The following is a 20,457-nucleotide window of genomic DNA, read 5'->3' on the forward strand; positions in this document are numbered from 1 at the left end:
CCATGGAGGGCGTGCCCAGTCCGCCCGCCGCACCCGACCCCGTCACCGCCGTCCCGCGCCGGCTCCGGCTGGCCTGCGCGCTGGTGGCCGCGGCGGTGGTGGCCGCGATGACCGTCGTCGCCCTGCTGCTGACGTCGTCGTCGACCGGGGTGGTCGCCTTCGGCCCCACCGACCAGGTGGCGATGGCCGGACTCGGCCTGTTCCTCGGTGCCGGGATCCTCGCGCTGGGCCGGCCCCGGGTGGACGCCGACGCCGCCGGCGTGCGGGTGCGCAACCTGCTCGGCCGCGCCGACCTGCCCTGGGACGTCGTCCGCGCGGTGCGCTTCGACCGCGGCGCCGCCTGGGCGAGCCTGGAGCTGGCCAACGGCGACGAGATGGCCGTCGTGGCGGTGCAGGCCGTCGACGGCGAGCGGGCGGCGGTCGCCGTCGAGGGCCTGCGCGCCCTGCACGCGGCCGCCCGGGCGCGGCAGCCCGCGCCGCCGCCCCTGCTCTACGACGACTAGGAGGGCGCGGCCCTGCTCGGGGCCCAGGCACGTCACCCCCGGGAATGACCGGGGCCGTCGTGACGCTGTAGCATGGGCGTGCCTCCCCGCTACACGAGGCGCGCGAACCACCATCCAGCGGCCCTGCCCCGGGCCGCTGACCAAGAGGAGCCCGCTCCCACCTGGCGCCGTCGAGGCGCCCAGGTCCCGGATCGCGAGAGCCCGGCCCGCCCCGGCCGGCTCTCCGCGACGTGCACGGCCCCCCGTGGGACCGTGCCGCACCGGCGGACGGGCCCTGTGAGCACCTGCTCACGGGGCCCGCGTCGTCCCGGTGCCCGGTCGGGCGCGGCTCCTCCCGTGGAATGAGCAGAGGAGAGGCCATCACCGAGCCCCGTATCAACGACCGTATCCGCGTCCCCGAGGTCCGCCTGGTCGGCCCCGAGGGCGAGCAGGTCGGCATCGTGCCGATCGGCGAGGCGCTGCGCCTGGCGCAGGACTCCGAGCTGGACCTCGTCGAGGTCGCGCCGATGGCCCGTCCGCCGGTCGTCAAGCTGATGGACTACGGGAAGTTCAAGTACGAGTCCGCCCAGAAGGCCCGCGAGGCCCGGCGGAACCAGGCGCTCACCGTCATCAAGGAGATGCGGCTGCGCCTGAAGATCGACCCGCACGACTACGAGACCAAGAAGGGCCACGTCGAGCGCTTCCTCAAGGGCGGCGACAAGGTCAAGATCACCGTGATGTTCCGCGGTCGCGAGCAGTCGCGGCCCGAGATGGGCTACCGCCTGCTGCAGCGGCTGGCCGCCGACGTCTCCGAGCTGGGCGTCGTCGAGTCCAACCCGAAGCAGGACGGCCGCAACATGGTCATGGTGATCGCCCCGCACCGGAACCAGGCCGCGACCGACGGCGCCCGCCGCCAGGCCAAGGCCGAGCGCGCCGCCGAGGGGCAGACCCCGACGGCCTGACCGGTCACACCGCAGGACCGCACCACCAGACCGCCGGTGCCGTGCGGCAGCCCCGTGCTGCCGCGCGGCGCCGACAGACACCAACGAGGACCGAGGACATGCCGAAGCAGAAGACCCACAAGGGCACCGCCAAGCGGGTGCGCGTGACGGGCACCGGCAAGATCATGCGCGAGCAGGCGAACAACCAGCACAAGTTCGAGCACAAGTCCTCGCGGCGCAAGCGCCGGCTGGAGAAGGACCAGGTCCTGAGCCCCGCCGACTCCAAGACCGTCAAGAAGCTGCTGGGCATCTGAGCCCCCGCCTCCGCAACCAGTAAGGAGCTCTCACGTGGCACGCGTGAAGCGGGCGGTCAACGCCCAGAAGAAGCGCCGGACCGTCCTCGAGGCCGCCAGCGGCTACCGGGGCCAGCGGTCGCGTCTGTACCGCAAGGCCAAGGAGCAGATCCTCCACTCGGCCACCTACAACTACCGCGACCGCAAGGTGCGCAAGGGTGACTTCCGCAAGCTGTGGATCACCCGCATCAACGCGGCCGCGCGCCAGAACGACATGACCTACAACCGGTTCATGCAGGGCCTGAAGCTGGCCGGCATCGAGCTCGACCGCCGCGTGCTCGCCGAGCTCGCGGTCAACGAGCCGGCCGCCTTCGCCGCGCTGGTGGAGACCGCCCGCGCCGCCGTCGCCGCGGCCCCGGCCGGCGGCGAGCAGGCCGCCTGAGCCGTTCCGGCACGCTCCGACGCCGCCGGTGTCCGGTCCCCCGAGGGCCGGCACCGGCGGCGTCGCCGTGTGCGGCGGCGCCCGCCAGCTGACGAGATCGCCGGTCCCGTGGCCTCCGGGGCGCTGATCGCCCCGGGAGCGCCGATCTCGCGGGGACGACGAGGGGAGGACGACGTGGGCGAGTTGCTCACCGAGCGGTCCGGGCGGGTCGCCGCGGCGCGCAGGCTCACCCGGCGGTCCGGCCGCGACGCCGCGGGCGCCTTCCTCGCCGAGGGCCGCCAGGCGGTGTCCGAGGCGCTGGCGACCGCACCGGAGGACGTCCGGGAGGTCTTCGCCACCGAGGCCGCCGCCGCCGCGCACCGCGACCTGCTCGCCGGGACGACGGTGCCAGTCCGGCTGGTCACCGAGAAGGCCGCCGCCACGCTGTCGGAGACGGTGACGCCGCAGGGCCTGGTCGCCGTCTGCGCGCTGCGCGACGTGCCCGCCGACGACCTGGTGGCCGCGCCACCGCGGCTCGCCGTCGGCCTGGCCGGCCTGGCCGACCCGGGCAACGCCGGCACCGTGCTGCGCACCGCCGACGCCTGCGGAGCGGGCGCGGTCGTCTTCGGCGCCGGGTCGGCCGACCCCTACGGCGGCAAGGCGGTGCGCTCCAGCGCGGGCAGCCTCTTCCACGTCGACGTCGTCCGCGGCGCGCCGCTCCGGCCGCTGGTGGCCGGCGTGCAGCAGCGCGGCGTCACCGTGCTGGCCGCCGACGGCGGCGGCGAGACCGCCCTCGACGAGCTGGGCGCCGTGCTGGCCGGGCCGGTGCTGTGGCTGTTCGGCAACGAGGCCCGCGGTGTGCCTCCCGAGCTGGCCGCCGCCGCCGACGCCCGGGTGCGGATCCCCATGCGCGGCCGCGCCGAGAGCCTCAACCTGGCCGCGGCCGCCGCGATCTGCCTCTACGCCACCCAGCTCGCCCCGGGCTGACTGGCAGGGTGACGGGCGTGGACGACGACGCCGCCAAGGCCACCCTGCACCGCTACCTGGCCGGCGCCCGGAAGGCGCTGCTGTGGAAGCTCGAGGGGCTCGCGGAGTACGACGTCCGCCGGCCGCTGACCCCCACCGGCACCAACCTGCTCGGCCTGGTCAAGCACCTCGCCTGCGTGGAGGCCGGCTACCTCGGCGCCGTCCTGGGCCGGCCGTTCCCCGAGCCGATGCCCTGGGACGACCCCGACGCGGGGCCCGACGACGACCTGTGGGCGCGCCCCGACGAGAGCCGCGACGACGTGCTCGGCCGGTACGCGCGGGCCACCGCACACGCCGACGCGACGGTCGCCGCGCTCGGCCTGGACGCCACCGGCGAGGTGCCCTGGTGGCCCGAGGACCGGCGCCGGCCCACGCTGCACACCCTGCTGGTGCACGTGCTCGCCGAGGTCGCTCGGCACACCGGGCACGCCGACGTGCTGCGCGAGGGCGTCGACGGCGCCGCCGGCCTGCGCCGGGACAGCGACAACCTGACCCGGCCCGACGCGGCGGCCTTCGCCGCCCACCGCGAGCGGGTCGAGCGGGCCGCGCGGGAGGCCGCCGGCCGCTGAGCCGGACGCCGCGCGCGGCCGCCGGTCAGCCCCGCGCCGGGGACGCCGGGACCGGCACCTCCCGCCGCTGGGACCGGCGCTGCGCCTTGCGCTCGTACATCCGCAGGTCGGCGGCGTGCAGCAGGTCGGCGAAGACCACGCCGTCGGCCGGGCAGACGCTCACCCCGACGCTCGCGCCGACGGTGACCTCGGTGCCGCGCAGCGCCACCGGACGCCCGAGGGAGGCGGCGAGCTCGTCGGCCACCCGGGCGGCCTCGGCGGCCGCGGTCTCCGGCGCGAGGTCGGGCAGGGCCACGAGGAACTCGTCACCACCCAGCCGGGCCACCAGGTCGCGGCGGCGGACGCGGTCGCGCAGCCGCCGCGCCGCCACCTGCAGCAGCTCGTCGCCGGCGGCGTGGCCGAACCGGTCGTTGACCGCCTTGAACCCGTCGAGGTCGACGAACAGCAGCCCGAGCGCGTCGCCGCGGGCCCGGGTCTCCCAGATCGCCGCCTCCACCTGCTCCTCCAGGCGCCGCCGGTTGAGCAGGCCGGTGAGTGGGTCGGTGTAGGCCAGCTCCTGGATGCGCGCCAGCGCGGCCGACGTGCGGTCGCGCTCGCGCACCAGCGCCCGCTCGGCCTCGACGCGCGCGGTGACGTCGACCTGCACGCCGATGTACTGCACCACCCGGCCGTCGGCGTCGTGCACCGGCGCCAGGTGCAGCTCGTTCCACCAGGGCGTGCGGTCGGGGCCGCGCAGGTTGAGCACCGTCTCGCGGCAGGCCTCGCCGGCGGCGACCGCGGCGCGGATGCGGTCCACGGCGGCCGGGTCGGTCTCGGGGCTCTGCAGCAGCCGGCAGTTGCGGCCGAGGATGTCCTCCGACGGCAGCCCGGCCAGGTCCCGGAACGCCTGGTTGGCGTAGACGATCGGCTGGTCGGGCAGCCGCATGTCCACCACGGTGACCCCGCTCGGCGTGGCCTCCAGCGCCCGCCGCAGCAGCACCTCGGCGTTCGTCGTCCCGACGGCCAGGCCGGCGGCCGGGCGGCTCGCGGGCACGGCCGCCGCCGCTCCGGCCGGGGTGGTCGCGGGGGCCGGACCGGTGCGCGGCGCCACCCGGGACAGCAGGGACGACGCCGCCCGGGACACCGTCGTCCGCTCGTAGGTGAGCGCGTACTCGAAGGTGCGCTGGAGGTCGGGGCCGTCGTCGCCGAGGTCGCGGGCGAGTAGCGCGGCGCTGAAGTGCGGGGACAGCACGGCGACGTCCCACTCGCCGCGCACCGGGTCCTCCGGCGACAGCGCGGCCCCGCGCAGGCCCGGCAGCGGCTCCACCGGCAGGTCCTCGCCGAGGGCGCAGACGAAGCCGGTGCGCGCGACCAGGTCGCGGTAGCGCCGGGTGGTGGCGACGGTGAAGTGGCGGGCCTCCTGGAAGGTCGCGGCCACCACGCAGGTCTCGCCCAGCCGCGCGGCCTCCCGCTCCAGCTGCTTGGACAGCTCGATGAGCAGCGCCTTGGGCGCGCGCCGCAGCGGGACGTCGTCGGGCAGGCAGGCGAACGGGGACTCCTCGGCGAGCGCGCCGCTGGGCCGGCCGGCGCCGGGCAGCACGAGCTCGCCCACCGGCAGCCCGCTCGCCGGGCCGGGCGCCGGGCGGCCGAAGAGCCAGCCCTGGCCGAGCGTGGCGCCCAGGCCCAGCGCGGTGCGCAGGTGGTCGCCGTCCTCGATGCCCTCGGCGAGCACCACCGCGCCGCTGCGCTCGGCGTAGGCGTTCACCGCGTTCATGATCTCGGCGACGGCGGGACCGGGCCGCTCCTGCACCAGGCGCAGGTCGAGCTTGACGACGTCGGGGCACAGCAGCGGCAGGAACGCCAGCGACATCGACTCGGCGCCGACGTCGTCGACGGCGATGGCCCAGCCCAGCTCGCGCACCCGCTCCACCGTGCGCAGCAGCTCGGCCGGGCGGGCGGCCAGCGCCCGCTCGGTGATCTCCATGACCACCCGCAGCCGGCCGGGGGCGCGCTCGGCGATCGCCAGCAGGTCGGCCAGCGGCGCGGTGTCGAGCACCTCGGGCTCGACGTTGACGAACAGGGTGAGCGGGGCGACGAGCGCGGCGTCGACCGCACCGCGGAAGGCGGCGGCGCGGCAGGCCTCGTCCAGCTCGGCCAGCCGGCCGGCGGCGCGGGCCGCGGCGAACAGCGCGTCCGGGCGCTCGAGCGGGCCCACCGGGCCCCGGGCGAGCGCCTCGTAGGCCACCACCCGGCCGGTGTCGAGCTCGACGATGGGCTGGAACACGCTGTGCACGCCGCGGACGGCGTCGGCGAGCACGGGGTCGGCGGCGAGAGGCGTCCGTGCCTCGGGAGGAGAGCTCACCCGGCTGTCTTCGGCGTGCGGCCGCCGGTGGCCGCGCCGGGACGGTGCCGGTTCCCCCGAAGGAGGCAGTCCCGCCGGGATCGGCGGGCCGGCCGGAACCCGGGGGCGGGCCGGGGCGGGTGCCGGGCAGAATGGCCTCCCGTGTCCGGCGCCAACGACCCCTACGACCCCAAGCAGGTCGCGGCCCTGTCGGCCGAGGCCCTCGACGCGGCGGTCGCCGCGGCCCGGGAGGCCTTCGCGGCGGCGGCCGACCTCGAGGCGCTGGCCGCCGTCCGCCCGGCCCACCTCGGCGACCGCGCGCCCGTCCCGCTGGCCCGCCGCGAGCTCGGCGCGCTGCCCCCGGCCGCCCGCGCCGACGCCGGCAAGCGGGTCAACGCCGCCCGGGTCGCGGTCACCGAGGCCTTCGACGCCCGCCGGGCCGAGCTGGAGGCCGAGCGCGACGCCCGCGCGCTGGCCGAGGAGCGGGTCGACGTCACCCTGCCCTGGGACCGCAGCCCGCGCGGCGCCCGGCACCCGCTGACCACGCTGCAGGAGCGGATCGCCGACGTGTTCGTCGGCATGGGCTACGAGGTCGCCGACGGCCCCGAGCTCGAGGCGGAGTGGTTCAACTTCGACGCCCTCAACATCGGCCGCGACCACCCGGCGCGCACGATGATGGACACCTTCTTCGTCGCCCCCGAGGACTCCGGCCTGGTGCTGCGCACGCACACCAGCCCGGTGCAGGCGCGCACCCTGCTGTCGCGCACGCCGCCGGTGTACGTCGTCGCGCCCGGGCGGGTCTACCGCACCGACGAGCTCGACGCGACGCACACCCCGGTGTTCCACCAGGTCGAGGGCCTGGCCGTCGACCGCGGGCTGACGATGGCGCACCTGCGCGGCACGCTCGACCACCTCGCCCGGTCGCTGTTCGGCCCGGAGGCGGTCACCCGCTGGCGGCCGTCGTACTTCCCGTTCACCGAGCCCTCGGCGGAGTTCGACGTCTGGTTCCCCGAGCACCGCGACGGCCCGCGCTGGGTCGAGTGGGGCGGCTGCGGGATGGTCAACCCGCGGGTGCTGGTGGCCTGCGGCGTCGACCCGGAGGAGTACAGCGGCTTCGCCTTCGGCGTCGGCATCGAGCGGGCGCTGCAGTTCCGCTCGGGCGTCGGCGACATGCGCGACATCGTCGAGGGCGACGTCCGGTTCACCGAGGCGTTCGGAGTGGAGCTCTAGATGCGGGTCCCCGTCGGCTGGCTGGCCGAGTACGTCGACGTCCCCGCCGGGACGACCGTCGAGGAGCTCGACGCCGCCTTCGTCCGCCTGGGCCTGGAGGTCGAGGAGGTCCACCGCCCGGCCGAGGTCACCGGCCCGCTGGTGGTCGGCCGGGTGCGCGAGATCGAGGAGCTCACCGGCTTCAAGAAGCCCATCCGGTACTGCCGGGTGGACGTCGGCGAGGCCGAGCCCCGCGGCATCGTCTGCGGGGCCCGCAACTTCGCCGTCGACGACACCGTCGTCGTCGCGCTGCCCGGCGCGGTGCTGCCCGGCGGCTTCGCGATCGCCGCGCGGACGACGTACGACCACGTCTCCGACGGGATGATCTGCTCCGCCCGCGAGCTGGGCACCGGGGAGGACCACACCGGGATCCTGGTGCTCGGCACCGGCGGCGAGGGACCGGAGCCCGGCGCCGACGCGCGCTCGGTCGTGGGCCTCGACGACGTCGTCGTCGAGCTCGCGGTGACCCCCGACCGCGGCTACTGCCTGTCGATGCGCGGCCTGGCCCGCGAGGTGGGCACCGGCCTGGGCGTGTCCTGGCGCGACCCGGGCGCCGCCGCGGCGCCGGCCTGGTCCGGCGAGCCGGCGTGGGAGGTCACGGTCGCCGACGCCGACCGCTGCGACCGGTTCTCCATGGTCGCCCTCGAGGGCCTGGACCCCGCGGCCCCGAGCCCGTGGTGGATGCGCCGCCGGTTGGCCCAGTCGGGCATCCGGTCGATCTCGCTGGCCGTCGACGTCACCAACTACGTGATGCTCGAGCTCGGCCAGCCGATGCACGCCTTCGACCGCGACGCGGTGCGCGGCCCGATCGTCGTCCGCCGGGCCCGCGAGGGCGAGCGGCTGACCACCCTCGACGGCAGCACCCGCACGCTGTCGGACGACGACCTGCTGATCACCGACGACACCGGCCCCATCGGCCTGGCCGCGGTGATGGGCGGCGCCTCCACCGAGATCGGCGACGGCACCCGCGCCGTGCTGCTCGAGGCCGCCCACTGGGAGCCCACCGGCGTGGCCCGCACCGCGCGCCGGCACCGGCTGCCCAGCGAGGCCGCCCGCCGCTTCGAGCGCGGCGTCGACCCGGAGATGACGGTCGCCGCGCTGGCCCGCGCCGCGCAGCTGCTGGCCGAGTACGGCGGCGCCCGGGTGGTCGGCGCGCTGGTCGACGTCGACACCCGCGGCCCGCGCCCGTCGATCGCCCTGGACGCCGACCGCCCGGGCCGGGTGGCCGGCGTGCCCTACCCGCCGGCGCAGGTGGTCGGGCTGCTGGAGGCCGTCGGCTGCGCCGTGGACGCCGACGGCGACCGCCTCGCCGTCACCCCGCCGTCCTGGCGGCCCGACCTCACCGACCCGGCCGACCTGGTCGAGGAGGTGGTCCGGCTGGCCGGCTACGACGACGTCCCCTCGGTGCTGCCCACCGCCCCGCCCGGGCGCGGCCTGACCGAGACCCAGCGCCGCCGCCGCGCCGTCGGCCGGGCACTGGCCGAGGCCGGCCACGTGGAGGCGCCGTCCTACCCCTTCGTCGGGGTGCCGGCCCTGGACGCCCTCGGCCTGCCCGACGACGACCCGCGCCGCCGGCTGCTGCTCGTGCGCAACCCGCTCAGCGAGGAGGAGCCGGCGCTGCGCACCACGCTGCTGCCCGGACTGCTGGCCACCCTGGCCCGCAACCTCGCCCGCGGCCGGCGCGACGTCGCCCTGTTCGAGCACGGGGCGGTGTTCACCGGCGGGGCGCGCGCGGCCGCGCCGCTGCCCGGCGTCGACGCCCGGCCCGACGACGACACCCTCGCCGCGCTGCTCGGCGCGGTGCCCGAGCAGCCCTGGCACGTCGCCGTCGCGCTGACCGGTGCCCGCGAGCCGCGCGGCTGGTGGGGCCCGGGCCGCCCGGCGGGGTGGGCCGACGCCGTGCAGGCCGCCCGGCTGGTGGCCGCGGCGGCCGGCGTGCAGCTGTTCGTCCGCCCCGGTGAGCAGGCGCCCTGGCACCCCGGCCGCTGCGCCGAGCTGGTGGTGGACGACCGGGTCGTCGGGTACGCCGGTGAGCTGCACCCGCGGGTGTGCGCGGCGCTGGACCTGCCGGCCCGCACCTCGGCGATGGAGCTCGACGTCGACGCGCTGCCGCCGGCCGCCGTGCCCGTCGGCCCGCGGATCTCCACGTTCCCGCCGGTCTTCCTCGACCTGGCCTTCGTGGTGCCCGACGAGATCACCGCCTCGCACGTCGAGTCGCTGGTGCGCGGGGGAGCGGGGGAGCTGTTCGAGGCGGTGCGCCTCTTCGACGTCTACTCCGGCCCGCCGGTGCCCGCCGGGTCCCGTTCGCTGGCCTGGTCGCTGGTGCTGCGCGCACCGGACCGCACGCTGACCGCCGAGGACGTGGCCCGGGTGCGGGAGGGCATCGTCGCCGTCGTCGAGATGCAGGGGATCACGCTGCGCAGTGGCGGTGCGTGATGTCCGGGCCTGACCTCACCGGTCTCGTCGCGCTCGTCACCGGGGCGTCGGCGGGCATCGGCCGGCACGTCGCCGCCGGGCTGGCGGCGCGGGGCGCCGCGGTGGCCGGGCTGGCCCGGGGCGCCGAGCGGCTGCGCACGGCGATGGACGACGTCGCCGCGGCCACCGGCGCCCGCACGCTGGCGCTGCCCGCCGACGTGACCGACCGGGCCGCGGTCGACGCCGCCGTCGCCGAGGTGACGCGCGTCCTCGGTCCGGTCGGCCTGCTGGTCAACAACGCCGGCCTCGTCGACGCCGCCGAGGTGCCGCTGTGGGAGGCCGACCCCGACCAGTGGTGGGCCGTGGTCGAGAGCCAGGTCCGCGGGCCGTTCCTGCTCGCCCGCGCCGTGCTGCCCGGGATGGTCGCGGCCGGCGGCGGCCGGGTGGTCGACCTCGCCAGCGGGATCAGCACGCGGGCCAACCCGCGCTACAGCGCCTACTCGGCGGGCAAGACCGCGCAGGTGCGGATCACCGAGGCGATCCACCTGGCCGGGTCCGCGCACGGCGTGCGCGCCTTCGACCTGGCGCCGGGCGTGGTCGACACCGCGATGACCCGCGCGATGCCGATGCACGAGGGCCGCACCGAGTGGACCCGGCCGGAGGACGTCGTCGACCTGGTGGTCGCCATCGCCGCCGGCGAGCTCGACCACTGGTCGGGGCGGTTCGTCCGCGCCGGGGTCGACTCGGTGGACACCCTGCGCGCGACCAGGCCGTCCGGCGACGCGCGGCGGCTGCGGCTCGTGCCCTACGGCGACACCGACCCGCTGGGCTGACCGCCGTCAGGCCGCGCCAGGGGTTCCTCGGGGCGGCGGCTGCCAGCGAGGCAGGCGTGCAGCACGCGGCCATCCCCGGCCGGGGAGTCGTCCCGAGCGCGGTCGTGCTCTGCCCCCACATGAGGGGCAGAGCACGACCATGCTCAGGGGAACACCCGCCGACCCCGGGATGAACGGTCATGCATGGGCATGTATGGTCATGCACCGTGAGCACAGGGCAGACGTGGACGGTCGGGGTCACCGGCGCCACCGGGTACGCGGGGGGTGAGGTGTGCCGGCTACTGGCCGCGCACCCGGACCTCCGGCTGGCCGGGGTGCACGCCAACTCGAGCGCCGGCCGACGCCTGGGCGAGCTGCAGCCGCACCTGCTGCCCTACGCCGACCTCGAGGTCCGGCCCAGCGACCCGGCGCTGCTCGCCGGCTACGACGTGGTCGTCCTCGCGCTGCCGCACGGCGAGTCCGCCGCGGTCGCCGCGCAGCTCGCCGACGACACGCTGGTCATCGACTGCGGCGCCGACCACCGGCTCAACGACCCCGCCGCCTGGGCGCGGTGGTACGGCTCCGAGCACGCGGGCACCTGGCCCTACGGTCTGCCCGAGCTCCCCGGCCAGCGCGAGCAGCTGGCCGGCGCCCGGCGGATCGCCGTCCCCGGCTGCTACCCGACGTCGGTCACCCTGGCGCTGGCCCCCGCGCTGGCCGCCGGGCTGGTCGGACCCGAGGTGGTCGTGGTGGCCGCCAGCGGCACCTCCGGCGCGGGGAAGTCCGCCAAGCCGCACCTGCTCGGCAGCGAGGTGATGGGCTCGGTCAGCGCCTACGGCGTCGGCGGGGTGCACCGGCACACGCCGGAGATGGTGCAGAACCTCTCCCGGGCTGCCGGCCGGGACGTGACCGTCAGCTTCACCCCGACGCTGGTGCCGATGAGCCGGGGCATCCTCGCCACCTGCTCGGCGCCGCTGGCGGCGGGGGCCGACGAGGCCGCCGTCCGGACCGCCTACGAGAAGGCCTACGCCGACGAGCCGTTCGTGCACCTGCTGCCCAAGGGCCAGTGGCCGACGACGGCGCAGGTGCTCGGCGCCAACACCGTCGCGCTGCAGCTCGCCGTCGACCCCGACGCCGGCCGGCTGGTGGTCGTCGCCGCGGTCGACAACCTGACCAAGGGCACCGGGGGAGCGGCGATCCAGTGCGCCAACCTCGCCCTCGGCCTGCCCGAGACCACCGGCCTGCCGGTCGTGGGGGTGGCCCCGTGAGCACCACCGCCCCGCAGGGGTTCCGGGCGGCCGGCGTCGCCGCGGGGCTGAAGTCCTCCGGCGCGCCGGACGTCGCGCTGGTCGTCAACGACGGTCCCGGCGACGCCGCGGCCGCCGTCTTCACCACCAACCGCTTCCCGGCCGCGCCGGTGCAGTGGAGCCGGCAGGTGCTGTCCACCGGCCGGCTGCGGGCGGTCGTGCTCAACTCCGGCGGGGCCAACGCCTGCACCGGCCCCGAGGGCTTCGGCGACACCCACGCCACCGCCGAGCACGTCGCGCAGCAGCTGGGCACCGGCGCGGTCGACGTGGCCGTCGCCTCCACCGGCCTGATCGGCGTCCGGCTGCCGATGGAGAAGCTGACCGCCGGCGTCACCGCGGCGGCGGAGGCCCTCAGCGCGGACGGCGGGGACGACGCCGCCCGCGCGATCATGACCACCGACAGCGTCCCGAAGACGACGGTGCAGGCCCGGGACGGCTGGACGGTCGGCGGCATGGCCAAGGGCGCCGGCATGCTCGCGCCGAGCCTGGCCACGATGCTCGTCGTCCTCACCACCGACGCGGTGGTCGACGCCGGCACCCTGCAGTCCGCGCTGAAGGCGGCCACCGCGGTCTCCTTCGAGCGGGTCGACTCCGACGGCTGCCTGTCCACCAACGACACGGTGCTCGTGCTCGCCTCGGGTGCCAGCGGCGTCAGTCCCAGCGCCGAGGAGGTCACCGAGGCGCTCACCGCCGCGGCCACCGACCTGGCGATGCAGCTGCTCGCCGACGCGGAGGGCTCGACCAAGGACATCGCGATCACCGTCCGCGGCGCGGCGACCGTCGAGGACGCGCTCACCGCCGGCCGCGCCTGCGCCCGCAACAACCTGCTCAAGACCGCGCTGTTCGGCAACGACCCGAACTGGGGCCGGGTGCTCGCCGCGATCGGCACCACCGACGCCGCCTTCGAGCCCGACCGGGTCGACGTCACCATCAACGGCGTCACCGTCTGCCGCGGCGGCGCGATCGGCGACCCCCGCGAGGGCGTCGACCTCACCGGCCGCGCGATCACCATCGACGTCGACCTCCGGGCCGGCGACGAGCAGGCGACGATCTGGACCAACGACCTGTCCCTCGCCTACGTGCACGAGAACTCGGCCTACTCGACGTGAGCACCCACCCGGACACCCACGAGGACCCCACCCCGCCCGACGTCGCCGTCGACGAGGTGCCCCCGCCGAAGCGGCGGATCGGCACCAGCCGGGTCATGCGCACCCACGACCCCGAGGGCGACGCCCGCCGGATCGCCGTCCTCACCGGCGCGCTGCCCTGGCTCAAGGAGTTCCACGGCAACGTCGTGGTGATCAAGTACGGCGGCCACGCGATGGTCGACGACGAGTGCCGCCGCGCCTTCGCCGACGACATGGTCTTCCTGCGGACCTGCGGCATCCTGCCCGTCGTCGTGCACGGCGGCGGTCCGCAGATCACCGAGATGCTCACCCGGCTGGGCATCGCCAGCGAGTTCCGCGGCGGCCTGCGGGTGACCACCGAGGAGACCATCGAGGTGGTCCGCATGGTGCTCACCGGCCAGGTCACCCCGGAGGTGGTCGGCCTGGTCAACCAGCACGGCCCGCTGGCGGTGGGCCTGTCCGGCGAGGACGGCGGCCTGCTCACCGCCGAGCGCACCGCCGCGGTCGTCGACGGCGAGCCGGTCGACGTCGGCCTGGTCGGCGACGTGGTCGCGGTGGACCCGACGCCGGTCACCGCGCTGCTCGAGCGCGGCAAGATCCCGGTGGTCGCCACCGTCGCCCCCGACCGCGACGGCGTGGTGCACAACGTCAACGCCGACACCGCCGCCGCCGCGGTGGCCGTGGCGCTCGGCGCGGTGAAGCTCGTCGTGCTCACCGACGTCGAGGGCCTCTACGCCGACTGGCCCGACCGCGACTCGCTGGTGCAGCAGATCGACGCCGCCGAGCTCGCCGAGATCCTCCCGACGCTCGACGCCGGGATGGTCCCGAAGATGGCCGCCTGCCTGCGGGCGGTCGAGGGCGGGGTGAAGCGGGCGACCGTCGTCGACGGCCGGACGCCGCACGCCCTGCTGCTGGAGATGTTTACCACCGAGGGGACCGGGACGATGGTCGTCCCGGCGCAGGACCCGACCCAGGAGGAGCCGGCACCGTGACCCGCACCGAGGAGCTGGCCACCCGCTGGTCGGCGGTGATGATGGGCAACTACAAGGTCCCGCCGGTCGCGCTCGCCCGCGGCGAGGGCGCCACCGTCTGGGACGTCGACGGCCGCGAGTACACCGACCTGCTCGGCGGCATCGCGACGACGATCCTCGGCCACGCCCACCCGCGGGTGGTCGAGGCGATCACCCGGCAGGCGCAGACCCTCGGGCACGTCTCCAACCTGGCCATGCACGAGCCCGGCCTGACGCTCGCCGAGCGGCTGCTGGAGCTGGCCGGCCGGCCCGGGCGGGTGTTCTTCTGCAACTCCGGCGCCGAGGCCAACGAGGCCGCCTTCAAGATCAGCCGGCTGACCGGGCGTCCCGAGGTGGTCACCGCCGAGGGCGCCTTCCACGGCCGGACCATGGGCGCCCTCGCGCTCACCGGCCAGCCGAGTAAGGCCGCCGCGTTCGCCCCGCTGCCCGGCGGCGTCCGCCACGTGCCCTACGGCGACGCCGGCGCGTTGGCCGGCGCGGTCTCCGACCGGACGGCGATGGTGCTGCTCGAGCCGATGCTCGGCGAGGGCGGCGTGCAGCCCCCGCCGCCGGGCTACCTGAGCGCGGCGGCGGAGACCGCGCGGGCCGCCGGTGCGCTGTTCGCCGTCGACGAGGTGCAGACCGGCACCGGCCGCACCGGCCACTGGTTCGCCTCCCAGGCCGACGGGCTGCAGCCGGACCTGATCACCATGGCCAAGGCGATCGGCGGCGGGCTGCCGCTCGGCGCCACGCTCGCCTTCGGCGACGCCGCGGAGCTGATGACCGCCGGCTCGCACGGCTCCACCTTCGGCGGCAACCCGATCGCCGCCGCGGCCGCGCTCGCCGTCCTCGACACCATCCGCGACGAGGGCCTGCTCGAGCGGGCCAAGGAGCTCGAGCACCGGTTCACCGCCGGCATCGAGGGCCTCGGCTCCCCGGCGGTGTCCGGTGTCCGCGGGCGCGGCGCGCTGCTCGGCGTCGTCCTCACCGCCCCGGTCGCGGCGGCGCTGGAGACCGCGCTGCGCGAGGCCGGCTTCCTCGCCAACGCCGTCGCCCCCGACGTGCTGCGGCTGGCCCCCTCGCTGGTGCTCAGCGACGCGCAGGTCGACGCCTTCGTCGCCGCGCTGCCCGCCGCCCTCGACGCGGCCGGCCGGCAGTGACCCGCCACCTCCTGCGCGACGACGACCTGTCGCCCGCCGAGCAGGCCGAGGTGCTCGCGCTGGCCGCCGAGCTCAAGCGCACCCGCCACACCGAGGCGGCACCCACCCCGCTGCGCGCCCCCAACGGCGTGCCGCGGGCGGTGGCGGTGCTGTTCGACAAGCTCTCGACCCGCACCCGCGTGTCCTTCACCGTCGGCGTCGCCGAGCTCGGCGGTCACCCGCTGGTGGTCGACGCCGGCACCAGCCAGCTCGGCCGCGGCGAGCCGGTGGAGGACACCACCCGGGTGCTCGACCGGCAGGTCGCCGCGATCGTCTGGCGCACCTTCGGCCAGGAGCGCATCGAGGCGATGGCGGCGGTCAGCCGGGTGCCGGTGGTCAACGCGCTCACCGACGAGTTCCACCCCTGCCAGATCCTCGCCGACCTGCAGACGGTGGCCGAGCGCACGGGCTCGCTGCCCGGGCGGTCGCTGAGCTACCTCGGCGACGGCGCCAACAACATGGCGCACTCCTACCTGCTGGGCGGCGCGACCGCCGGCATGCACGTGCGGATCGGCTCGCCCGAGGAGTTCCAGCCCGACCCGGCGGTGCTCGAGCGGGCGGCGGAGATCGCGGCGGAGACGGGCGGCTCGGTGCTGTGGACCGCCGACGCCGCGGCCGCCGCCGACGGCGCCGACGTCCTGGTCACCGACACGTGGGTGTCGATGGGGCAGGAGGACGAGTACGACGCCCGCGTCGCCCCGTTCCTGCCCTACGCGGTGGACGACGACGCGCTCGCCCGCGCCGCCGACGACGCCGTCGTCCTGCACTGCCTGCCGGCCTACCGCGGCAAGGAGATCGCCGCCTCGGTGATCGACGGGCCGCAGAGCGCGGTGTGGGACGAGGCGGAGAACCGCCTGCACGCCCAGAAGGCCCTGCTGACCTGGCTGCTGGAGCGATCGGGGTGACGACGGCGCTGACCCGCTCGGCGCGCCAGGCCCGCATCCGCGAGCTGATCACGGCGCAGCCGGTCACCTCGCAGACCCAGCTCGCGGCGCTGCTGGCGGCGTCGGGCATCGAGGTCACCCAGGCCACGCTCTCCCGCGACCTCGAGGAACTCGGCGCGGTCAAGCTGCGCGGGTCCGACGGCGCCCCGGCGTCCTACGTGCTGCCGCCGGAGAACGCCCCGCTGCGCCCGGCGCAGGCGGCGCCGGCCCGGCTCACCCGGCTGCTGTCCGACCTGCTCACCAGCGCCGAGGGCAGCGCCAACCTCGCCGTCGTCCGCACCCCGCCGGGTGCCGCGCAGTTCCTCGCCTCCGCCCTGGACAAGGTCGGCCTGCCCGACGTGCTCGGCACCATCGCCGGCGACGACACCCTCCTGGTCGTGTCCCGGCAGCCCGACGGCGGCGCCGCGCTGGCCGATCGCCTGCGCGCCCTGGCCTCCCGCAGCACGGCGGCCGACCCCCCGGCCGCCACCCTCGACGGCGTGGGGGAGAGTGCACCGTGACCTCGGAGACCTCCCCGGCCCCGTCCTCGACCCGGCTCTGGGGCGGCCGCTTCGGCGGCGGCCCCTCGCCCGCGATGGCGGCCCTGTCGAAGTCGACCGACGTCGACTGGCGGCTGGCGCCCTACGACCTGGCCGGCTCCCGCGCGCACGCCCGGGTGCTGCACCGCGCCGGCCTGCTCGCCGACGACGAGCTCGAGCAGATGGTGCGCGCGCTGACCGAGCTGTCCGCCGAGGTGGCCGCCGGCACCTTCGCGCCGGTGGAGGCCGACGAGGACGTGCACGAGGCGCTCGAGCGCGGCCTGATCGCCAAGCTCGGCGCGCTCGGCGGGAAGCTGCGCGCCGGCCGCAGCCGCAACGACCAGGTCGCCACCGACCTGCGGCTCTACCTGCGGCACAACGTCCGGGCGCTGGTCGGTGAGCTCGCGTCGCTGGAGTACGCGCTCATGGGCCTGGCCGAGCGGTACCTCGACGTCCCCGCACCCGGCATGACCCACCTGCAGCACGCCCAGCCGGTGCTCGTCGCCCACCAGCTGCTGGCCCACGCGCACGCCTTCGCCCGCGACGTCGACCGCCTGCTCGACTGGGACCGCCGCGCCGCCGTCAGCCCGCTCGGCTCCGGCGCGCTGGCCGGCTCCTCGCTGCCGCTGGACCCCGACGCCGTCGCCGCCGAGCTCGGCTTCGACCGGGCCGCGGAGAACTCGATCGACGCGGTCAGCGACCGCGACTTCGCCGCGGAGTTCTGCTTCGCCGCGGCGATGGTGGGCGTGCACCTGTCCCGGCTGGGGGAGGAGGTGGTGCTCTGGACCTCGAGCGAGTTCGGCTGGGCCCGCCTCGACGACGCCTGGGCCACCGGGTCGTCGATCATGCCGCAGAAGAAGAACCCCGACATCGCCGAGCTGGCGCGCGGCAAGTCCGGCCGGTTCGTCGGGAACCTCACCGGCCTGCTCACCGTGCTCAAGGGCCTGCCCCTGGCCTACGACCGCGACCTGCAGGAGGACAAGGAGCCGGTCTTCGACTCACTCGAGCAGCTCCTCCTCCTGCTGCCCGCCGTCACCGGGATGGTCGCCACGCTCACCCTGCGCCCCGAGGTGCTCGAGGCCGCCGCGCCGCAGGGGTTCGCGCTGGCCACCGACGTCGCCGAGTGGCTGGTGCGCAGCGGCGTCCCGTTCCGCTCGGCGCACGAGATCTCCGGCGCGATGGTCGCCGTCTGCGAGGAGGCCGGCGTCGAGCTCGACGAGCTCGACGACGACCAGCTGGCCGGCATCGACGAGCGGCTCACCCCCGAGGTGCGCTCGGTGCTGTCGGTGCGCGGCGCGCTGGCCGCTCGCAGCACCCGCGGGGGGACGGCGCCCCAGCGGGTCGCCGAGCAGCTGGCCGCGCTGCGGGAGGCCGTCGCGGCGCACGGGCGCTGGGCGGCCGACTCGCCCGTGGCGGCCGCGCTCTGAGCGCTCCCGGCCGGCTGCTCACGGCCCCGGAGCTGGTCGGCCCGGTCGACGTCGTCGCGCCGGCGCTGCTCGGCTGCTGGGTGGTCACCGACCGGCCCGAGGGCACCGTCGCCGTGCGGCTCACCGAGGTCGAGGCCTACTCGGGGGAGGGGATGGACCCCGCGGCGCACTCGCACCGCGGCCCGACGCCGCGCGCGGCGATCATGTTCGGCCCGCCCGGGCGGCTCTACGTCTACTTCAGCTACGGCGTGCACTGGTGCGCCAACGTCGTCGTCGGCCCCGAGGGCACCGGCTCGGCGGTGCTGCTGCGCGCCGGGGAGGTGGCGGTGGGGGAGGAGCTGGCCCGCGTCCGCCGGCCTGCCGCCAGGGCAGCCCGCGACCTCGCCCGCGGACCCGCCCGTCTCGCCGCGGCGCTCGGCATCGGCCCGGGCGACCTCGGCACCGACCTGCTCGACCCGGCCGCCCCGGTCCGGCTGCACGCCGGGGACCGCCCCGACGGTGTCTCCGCGGGCCCGCGGGTCGGGATCACCAAGGCCACCGAGCTGCCCTGGCGGTTCTGGGAGACCGGTGCCCCGTCGGTGAGCCCCTTCCGCCCGGGCGGTCCGCGCCGGCGCCGCCCCGCCGGGCAGGATGGTGTCCCGTGACCGACGTCCTCTCCGAGCTGCACCGCCGGGGCCTCATCGCCCAGTCCACCGACGAGGACGCGCTGCGCGCCGCCCTCGCCGAGGGGCCGGTCACCTACTACTGCGGGTTCGACCCCACCGCGCCGAGCCTGCACGTCGGACACCTCGTGCAGTTCATGGTGCTGCGGGCCCTGCAGCGGGCCGGGCACCGGCCGGTCGTGCTCGTCGGCGGCGCCACCGGGCTGATCGGCGACCCGCGACCGACCGCGGAGCGGCAGCTCAACGACCGCTCGACGGTGGCCGGCTGGGTGGACAGCATCCGCCGCCAGGTGGCGCCCTTCCTCGACCTGCCCGCCGAGCGCGACGGCCTGGCCGCGCCGGTCTACGTCGACAACCTGACCTGGACCGAGCCGCTGTCGGCCATCGACTTCCTCCGCGACCTCGGCAAGCACTTCCGGGTCGGCCGGATGCTGGCCAAGGAGGCCGTGTCGGCCCGGCTGAACTCCGAGGCCGGCATCAGCTACACCGAGTTCAGCTACCAGATCCTGCAGGCCCACGACTTCCTGCAGCTGTACCGCGGCCACGGCGTGACGCTGCAGACCGGCGGATCGGACCAGTGGGGCAACCTGACCGCCGGCATCGACCTGGTCCGCCGCGTGGAGGGTGCGACCGTGCACGCACTGTCGACCCAGCTGGTGACCAAGTCCGACGGGCAGAAGTTCGGCAAGAGCGAGGGCGGCACCGTCTGGCTCGACCCGCAGCTCACGTCGCCCTACGCCTTCTTCCAGTTCTGGCTCAACGCCGACGACGCCGACGCCCGCACCTGGCTGCCGCTGTTCTCGGAGCGCCCGGCCGCGGAGGTCGACGCGCTGCTGGCCGAGAGCGCGGAGCGCCCGGCCTCGCGCGCGGCGCAGCGGGCACTCGCGGAGGAGCTGACGCTCCTGGTGCACGGACCCGACGAGCTCCGCCAGGCCGAGGCCGCCGGCCGGGCGCTGTTCGGCCGCGAGGACCTCGGCACCCTCGGCGCGGAGACGCTCGGCGCCGCGCTCCGGGAGGCCGGCAGCGTCACCGTCGACGGGGAGACGCCCAGCGTCGCCCAGCTCCTGCAGCAGACGGGCCTGGCCTCGAGCCTGTCCGACGCCCGCCGCACCGTGAAGGAGGGCGGCGCGTACCTCAACAACGAGCGGGTGACCGACGCCGACGCGGTGCCGGGGGAGGACGCCTGGCTGCCCGGTGGGTGGCTCGTGCTGCGCCGCGGCAAGCGCGCCGTCGCCGGGGTCCACCGCGCCGGCTGAGTGCGTCCCGGCGTGTGTCCGCCACGTGACGCGCCGGTTCCGAGACGGTGTCGACGGTCACGGGCGGACCGGTTTGACACGGGTCCGACAGCCACGTAACTTCATCTCTGCGCGCCGCACGGCCCGGGAGGGCCGGCGGGGAGGACCCAGCAGGGAACACCCGGTGCGGGCGCAGGGTTGGACAACAAGCCACCGAGGACACCCGAGAGGGTCGAGTTGGTGTGCGTCCGCTCCTTGAGAACTCAACAGCGTGCCGAAAGTCAGTGCCAAGTAGTAACCCCGTCCGCGTCTTCGGGCGCGGTGGGATTCCTTTGGTTGATGAATGTCGCGATCTGTCAGGTCGCGGTTCTCGGCCTGGTATCAAGCATCTACGGAGAGTTTGATCCTGGCTCAGGACGAACGCTGGCGGCGTGCTTAACACATGCAAGTCGAACGCTGAACCCCGCTTGCGGGGGGATG

Annotated in this window: 19 protein-coding genes and 1 rRNA gene; 19 read left to right on the plus strand and 1 reads right to left on the minus strand. The window is 76.2% G+C overall.

Annotation, left to right across the window (positions count from 1 at the left end; all coding sequences use genetic code 11):
* Positions 1-2: 2 nt before the first annotated feature.
* The 6 genes from LY71_RS06820 to LY71_RS06845 all read left to right on the plus strand — a co-directional run bounded on the left by LY71_RS06820 (position 3) and on the right by LY71_RS06845 (position 3,732).
* Positions 3-503 (plus strand): PH domain-containing protein, encoded by a 501-nt coding sequence (locus tag LY71_RS06820; RefSeq protein ID WP_106276178.1) that lies wholly within the window; start codon positions 3-5, stop codon positions 501-503.
* Positions 504-844: 341 nt separating this feature from the next.
* Positions 845-1,444, plus strand: a complete 600-nt coding sequence (gene infC, locus LY71_RS06825; RefSeq protein ID WP_106276179.1) for a translation initiation factor IF-3 — start codon at positions 845-847, stop codon at positions 1,442-1,444.
* Positions 1,445-1,542: 98 nt separating this feature from the next.
* The gene (gene rpmI / locus LY71_RS06830) at positions 1,543-1,737 is read left to right on the plus strand and encodes a 50S ribosomal protein L35 (RefSeq protein ID WP_091110808.1); all 195 of its coding nucleotides are present in this window, start codon (positions 1,543-1,545) and stop codon (positions 1,735-1,737) included.
* A 34-nt stretch (positions 1,738-1,771) separates the two neighbouring features.
* A complete protein-coding gene (gene rplT, locus LY71_RS06835; RefSeq protein ID WP_091367035.1) occupies positions 1,772-2,158 on the plus strand; it encodes a 50S ribosomal protein L20 in 387 nt (128 codons plus the stop codon).
* A gap of 174 nt (positions 2,159-2,332) precedes the next feature.
* Positions 2,333-3,124, plus strand: coding sequence for a TrmH family RNA methyltransferase (locus tag LY71_RS06840; RefSeq protein WP_106276180.1), 792 nt, complete (start codon positions 2,333-2,335; stop codon positions 3,122-3,124).
* A 17-nt stretch (positions 3,125-3,141) separates the two neighbouring features.
* The gene (locus LY71_RS06845; protein ID WP_106276181.1) at positions 3,142-3,732 is read left to right on the plus strand and encodes a DinB family protein; all 591 of its coding nucleotides are present in this window, start codon (positions 3,142-3,144) and stop codon (positions 3,730-3,732) included.
* Positions 3,733-3,757: 25 nt separating this feature from the next.
* Here the strand turns inward: LY71_RS06845 and LY71_RS06850 are convergent, their stop codons facing one another.
* Positions 3,758-6,073, minus strand: a complete 2,316-nt coding sequence (locus tag LY71_RS06850) for a diguanylate cyclase domain-containing protein (protein WP_281261589.1) — start codon at positions 6,071-6,073, stop codon at positions 3,758-3,760.
* A 141-nt stretch (positions 6,074-6,214) separates the two neighbouring features.
* On the opposite strand from LY71_RS06850, the gene pheS reads away from it, so the two are divergent.
* The 13 genes from pheS to LY71_RS06915 form a co-directional block, all read left to right on the plus strand.
* Positions 6,215-7,282: a phenylalanine--tRNA ligase subunit alpha gene (pheS, locus tag LY71_RS06855; RefSeq protein WP_106276183.1), complete on the plus strand. Its 1,068-nt coding sequence runs from the start codon at positions 6,215-6,217 to the stop codon at positions 7,280-7,282.
* Positions 7,283-9,757, plus strand: coding sequence for a phenylalanine--tRNA ligase subunit beta (gene pheT / locus LY71_RS06860; protein WP_106276184.1), 2,475 nt, complete (start codon positions 7,283-7,285; stop codon positions 9,755-9,757).
* Positions 9,757-10,569, plus strand: a complete 813-nt coding sequence (locus LY71_RS06865; protein WP_106276185.1) for an SDR family NAD(P)-dependent oxidoreductase — start codon at positions 9,757-9,759, stop codon at positions 10,567-10,569. The genes pheT and LY71_RS06865 overlap by 1 nt, the downstream gene beginning before the upstream one ends.
* Positions 10,570-10,775: 206 nt before the next feature.
* Positions 10,776-11,816 (plus strand): N-acetyl-gamma-glutamyl-phosphate reductase, encoded by a 1,041-nt coding sequence (gene argC, locus LY71_RS06870; protein WP_245887727.1) that lies wholly within the window; start codon positions 10,776-10,778, stop codon positions 11,814-11,816.
* Complete coding sequence (gene argJ / locus LY71_RS06875; RefSeq protein ID WP_106276187.1) at positions 11,813-12,964, plus strand: bifunctional glutamate N-acetyltransferase/amino-acid acetyltransferase ArgJ; 1,152 nt, start codon at positions 11,813-11,815, stop codon at positions 12,962-12,964. The genes argC and argJ overlap by 4 nt, the downstream gene beginning before the upstream one ends.
* Complete coding sequence (gene argB, locus LY71_RS06880) at positions 12,961-13,974, plus strand: acetylglutamate kinase (protein WP_211297179.1); 1,014 nt, start codon at positions 12,961-12,963, stop codon at positions 13,972-13,974. The genes argJ and argB overlap by 4 nt, the downstream gene beginning before the upstream one ends.
* Positions 13,971-15,152, plus strand: a complete 1,182-nt coding sequence (locus LY71_RS06885) for an acetylornithine transaminase (RefSeq protein WP_106276188.1) — start codon at positions 13,971-13,973, stop codon at positions 15,150-15,152. Before argB ends, LY71_RS06885 begins: the two co-directional genes overlap by 4 nt.
* The gene (gene argF, locus LY71_RS06890; RefSeq protein ID WP_106276189.1) at positions 15,149-16,096 is read left to right on the plus strand and encodes an ornithine carbamoyltransferase; all 948 of its coding nucleotides are present in this window, start codon (positions 15,149-15,151) and stop codon (positions 16,094-16,096) included. Before LY71_RS06885 ends, argF begins: the two co-directional genes overlap by 4 nt.
* On the plus strand, positions 16,093-16,635 hold the full coding sequence (locus tag LY71_RS06895; RefSeq protein WP_106276190.1) for an arginine repressor: 543 nt from the start codon (positions 16,093-16,095) through the stop codon (positions 16,633-16,635). The genes argF and LY71_RS06895 overlap by 4 nt, the downstream gene beginning before the upstream one ends.
* On the plus strand, positions 16,632-18,080 hold the full coding sequence (gene argH / locus LY71_RS06900; protein WP_106276191.1) for an argininosuccinate lyase: 1,449 nt from the start codon (positions 16,632-16,634) through the stop codon (positions 18,078-18,080). The genes LY71_RS06895 and argH overlap by 4 nt, the downstream gene beginning before the upstream one ends.
* A 32-nt stretch (positions 18,081-18,112) precedes the next feature.
* Positions 18,113-18,724, plus strand: a complete 612-nt coding sequence (locus LY71_RS06905; protein ID WP_281261592.1) for a DNA-3-methyladenine glycosylase — start codon at positions 18,113-18,115, stop codon at positions 18,722-18,724.
* Positions 18,721-19,998, plus strand: coding sequence for a tyrosine--tRNA ligase (gene tyrS / locus LY71_RS06910; protein ID WP_106276192.1), 1,278 nt, complete (start codon positions 18,721-18,723; stop codon positions 19,996-19,998). The genes LY71_RS06905 and tyrS overlap by 4 nt, the downstream gene beginning before the upstream one ends.
* Positions 19,999-20,365: 367 nt before the next feature.
* Positions 20,366-20,457 (plus strand): 16S ribosomal RNA (locus LY71_RS06915); the annotation flags it as partial.

It is taken from the genome of Geodermatophilus tzadiensis, assembly GCF_003002915.1.
Classification (GTDB): Bacteria; Actinomycetota; Actinomycetes; order Mycobacteriales; family Geodermatophilaceae; genus Geodermatophilus; species Geodermatophilus tzadiensis.

What these genes read in the sequence shown, in the direction of transcription:
- LY71_RS06820 (WP_106276178.1), top strand. Translation starts at nt 3, where the DNA reads ATGGAGGGCGTGCCCAGTCCGCCCGCCGCACCCGACCCCGTCACCGCC.
- infC (WP_106276179.1), top strand. Translation starts at nt 845, where the DNA reads ATGAGCAGAGGAGAGGCCATCACCGAGCCCCGTATCAACGACCGTATC.
- rpmI (WP_091110808.1), top strand. Translation starts at nt 1,543, where the DNA reads ATGCCGAAGCAGAAGACCCACAAGGGCACCGCCAAGCGGGTGCGCGTG.
- pheT (WP_106276184.1), top strand. Translation starts at nt 7,283, where the DNA reads ATGCGGGTCCCCGTCGGCTGGCTGGCCGAGTACGTCGACGTCCCCGCC.
- LY71_RS06865 (WP_106276185.1), top strand. Translation starts at nt 9,757, where the DNA reads ATGTCCGGGCCTGACCTCACCGGTCTCGTCGCGCTCGTCACCGGGGCG.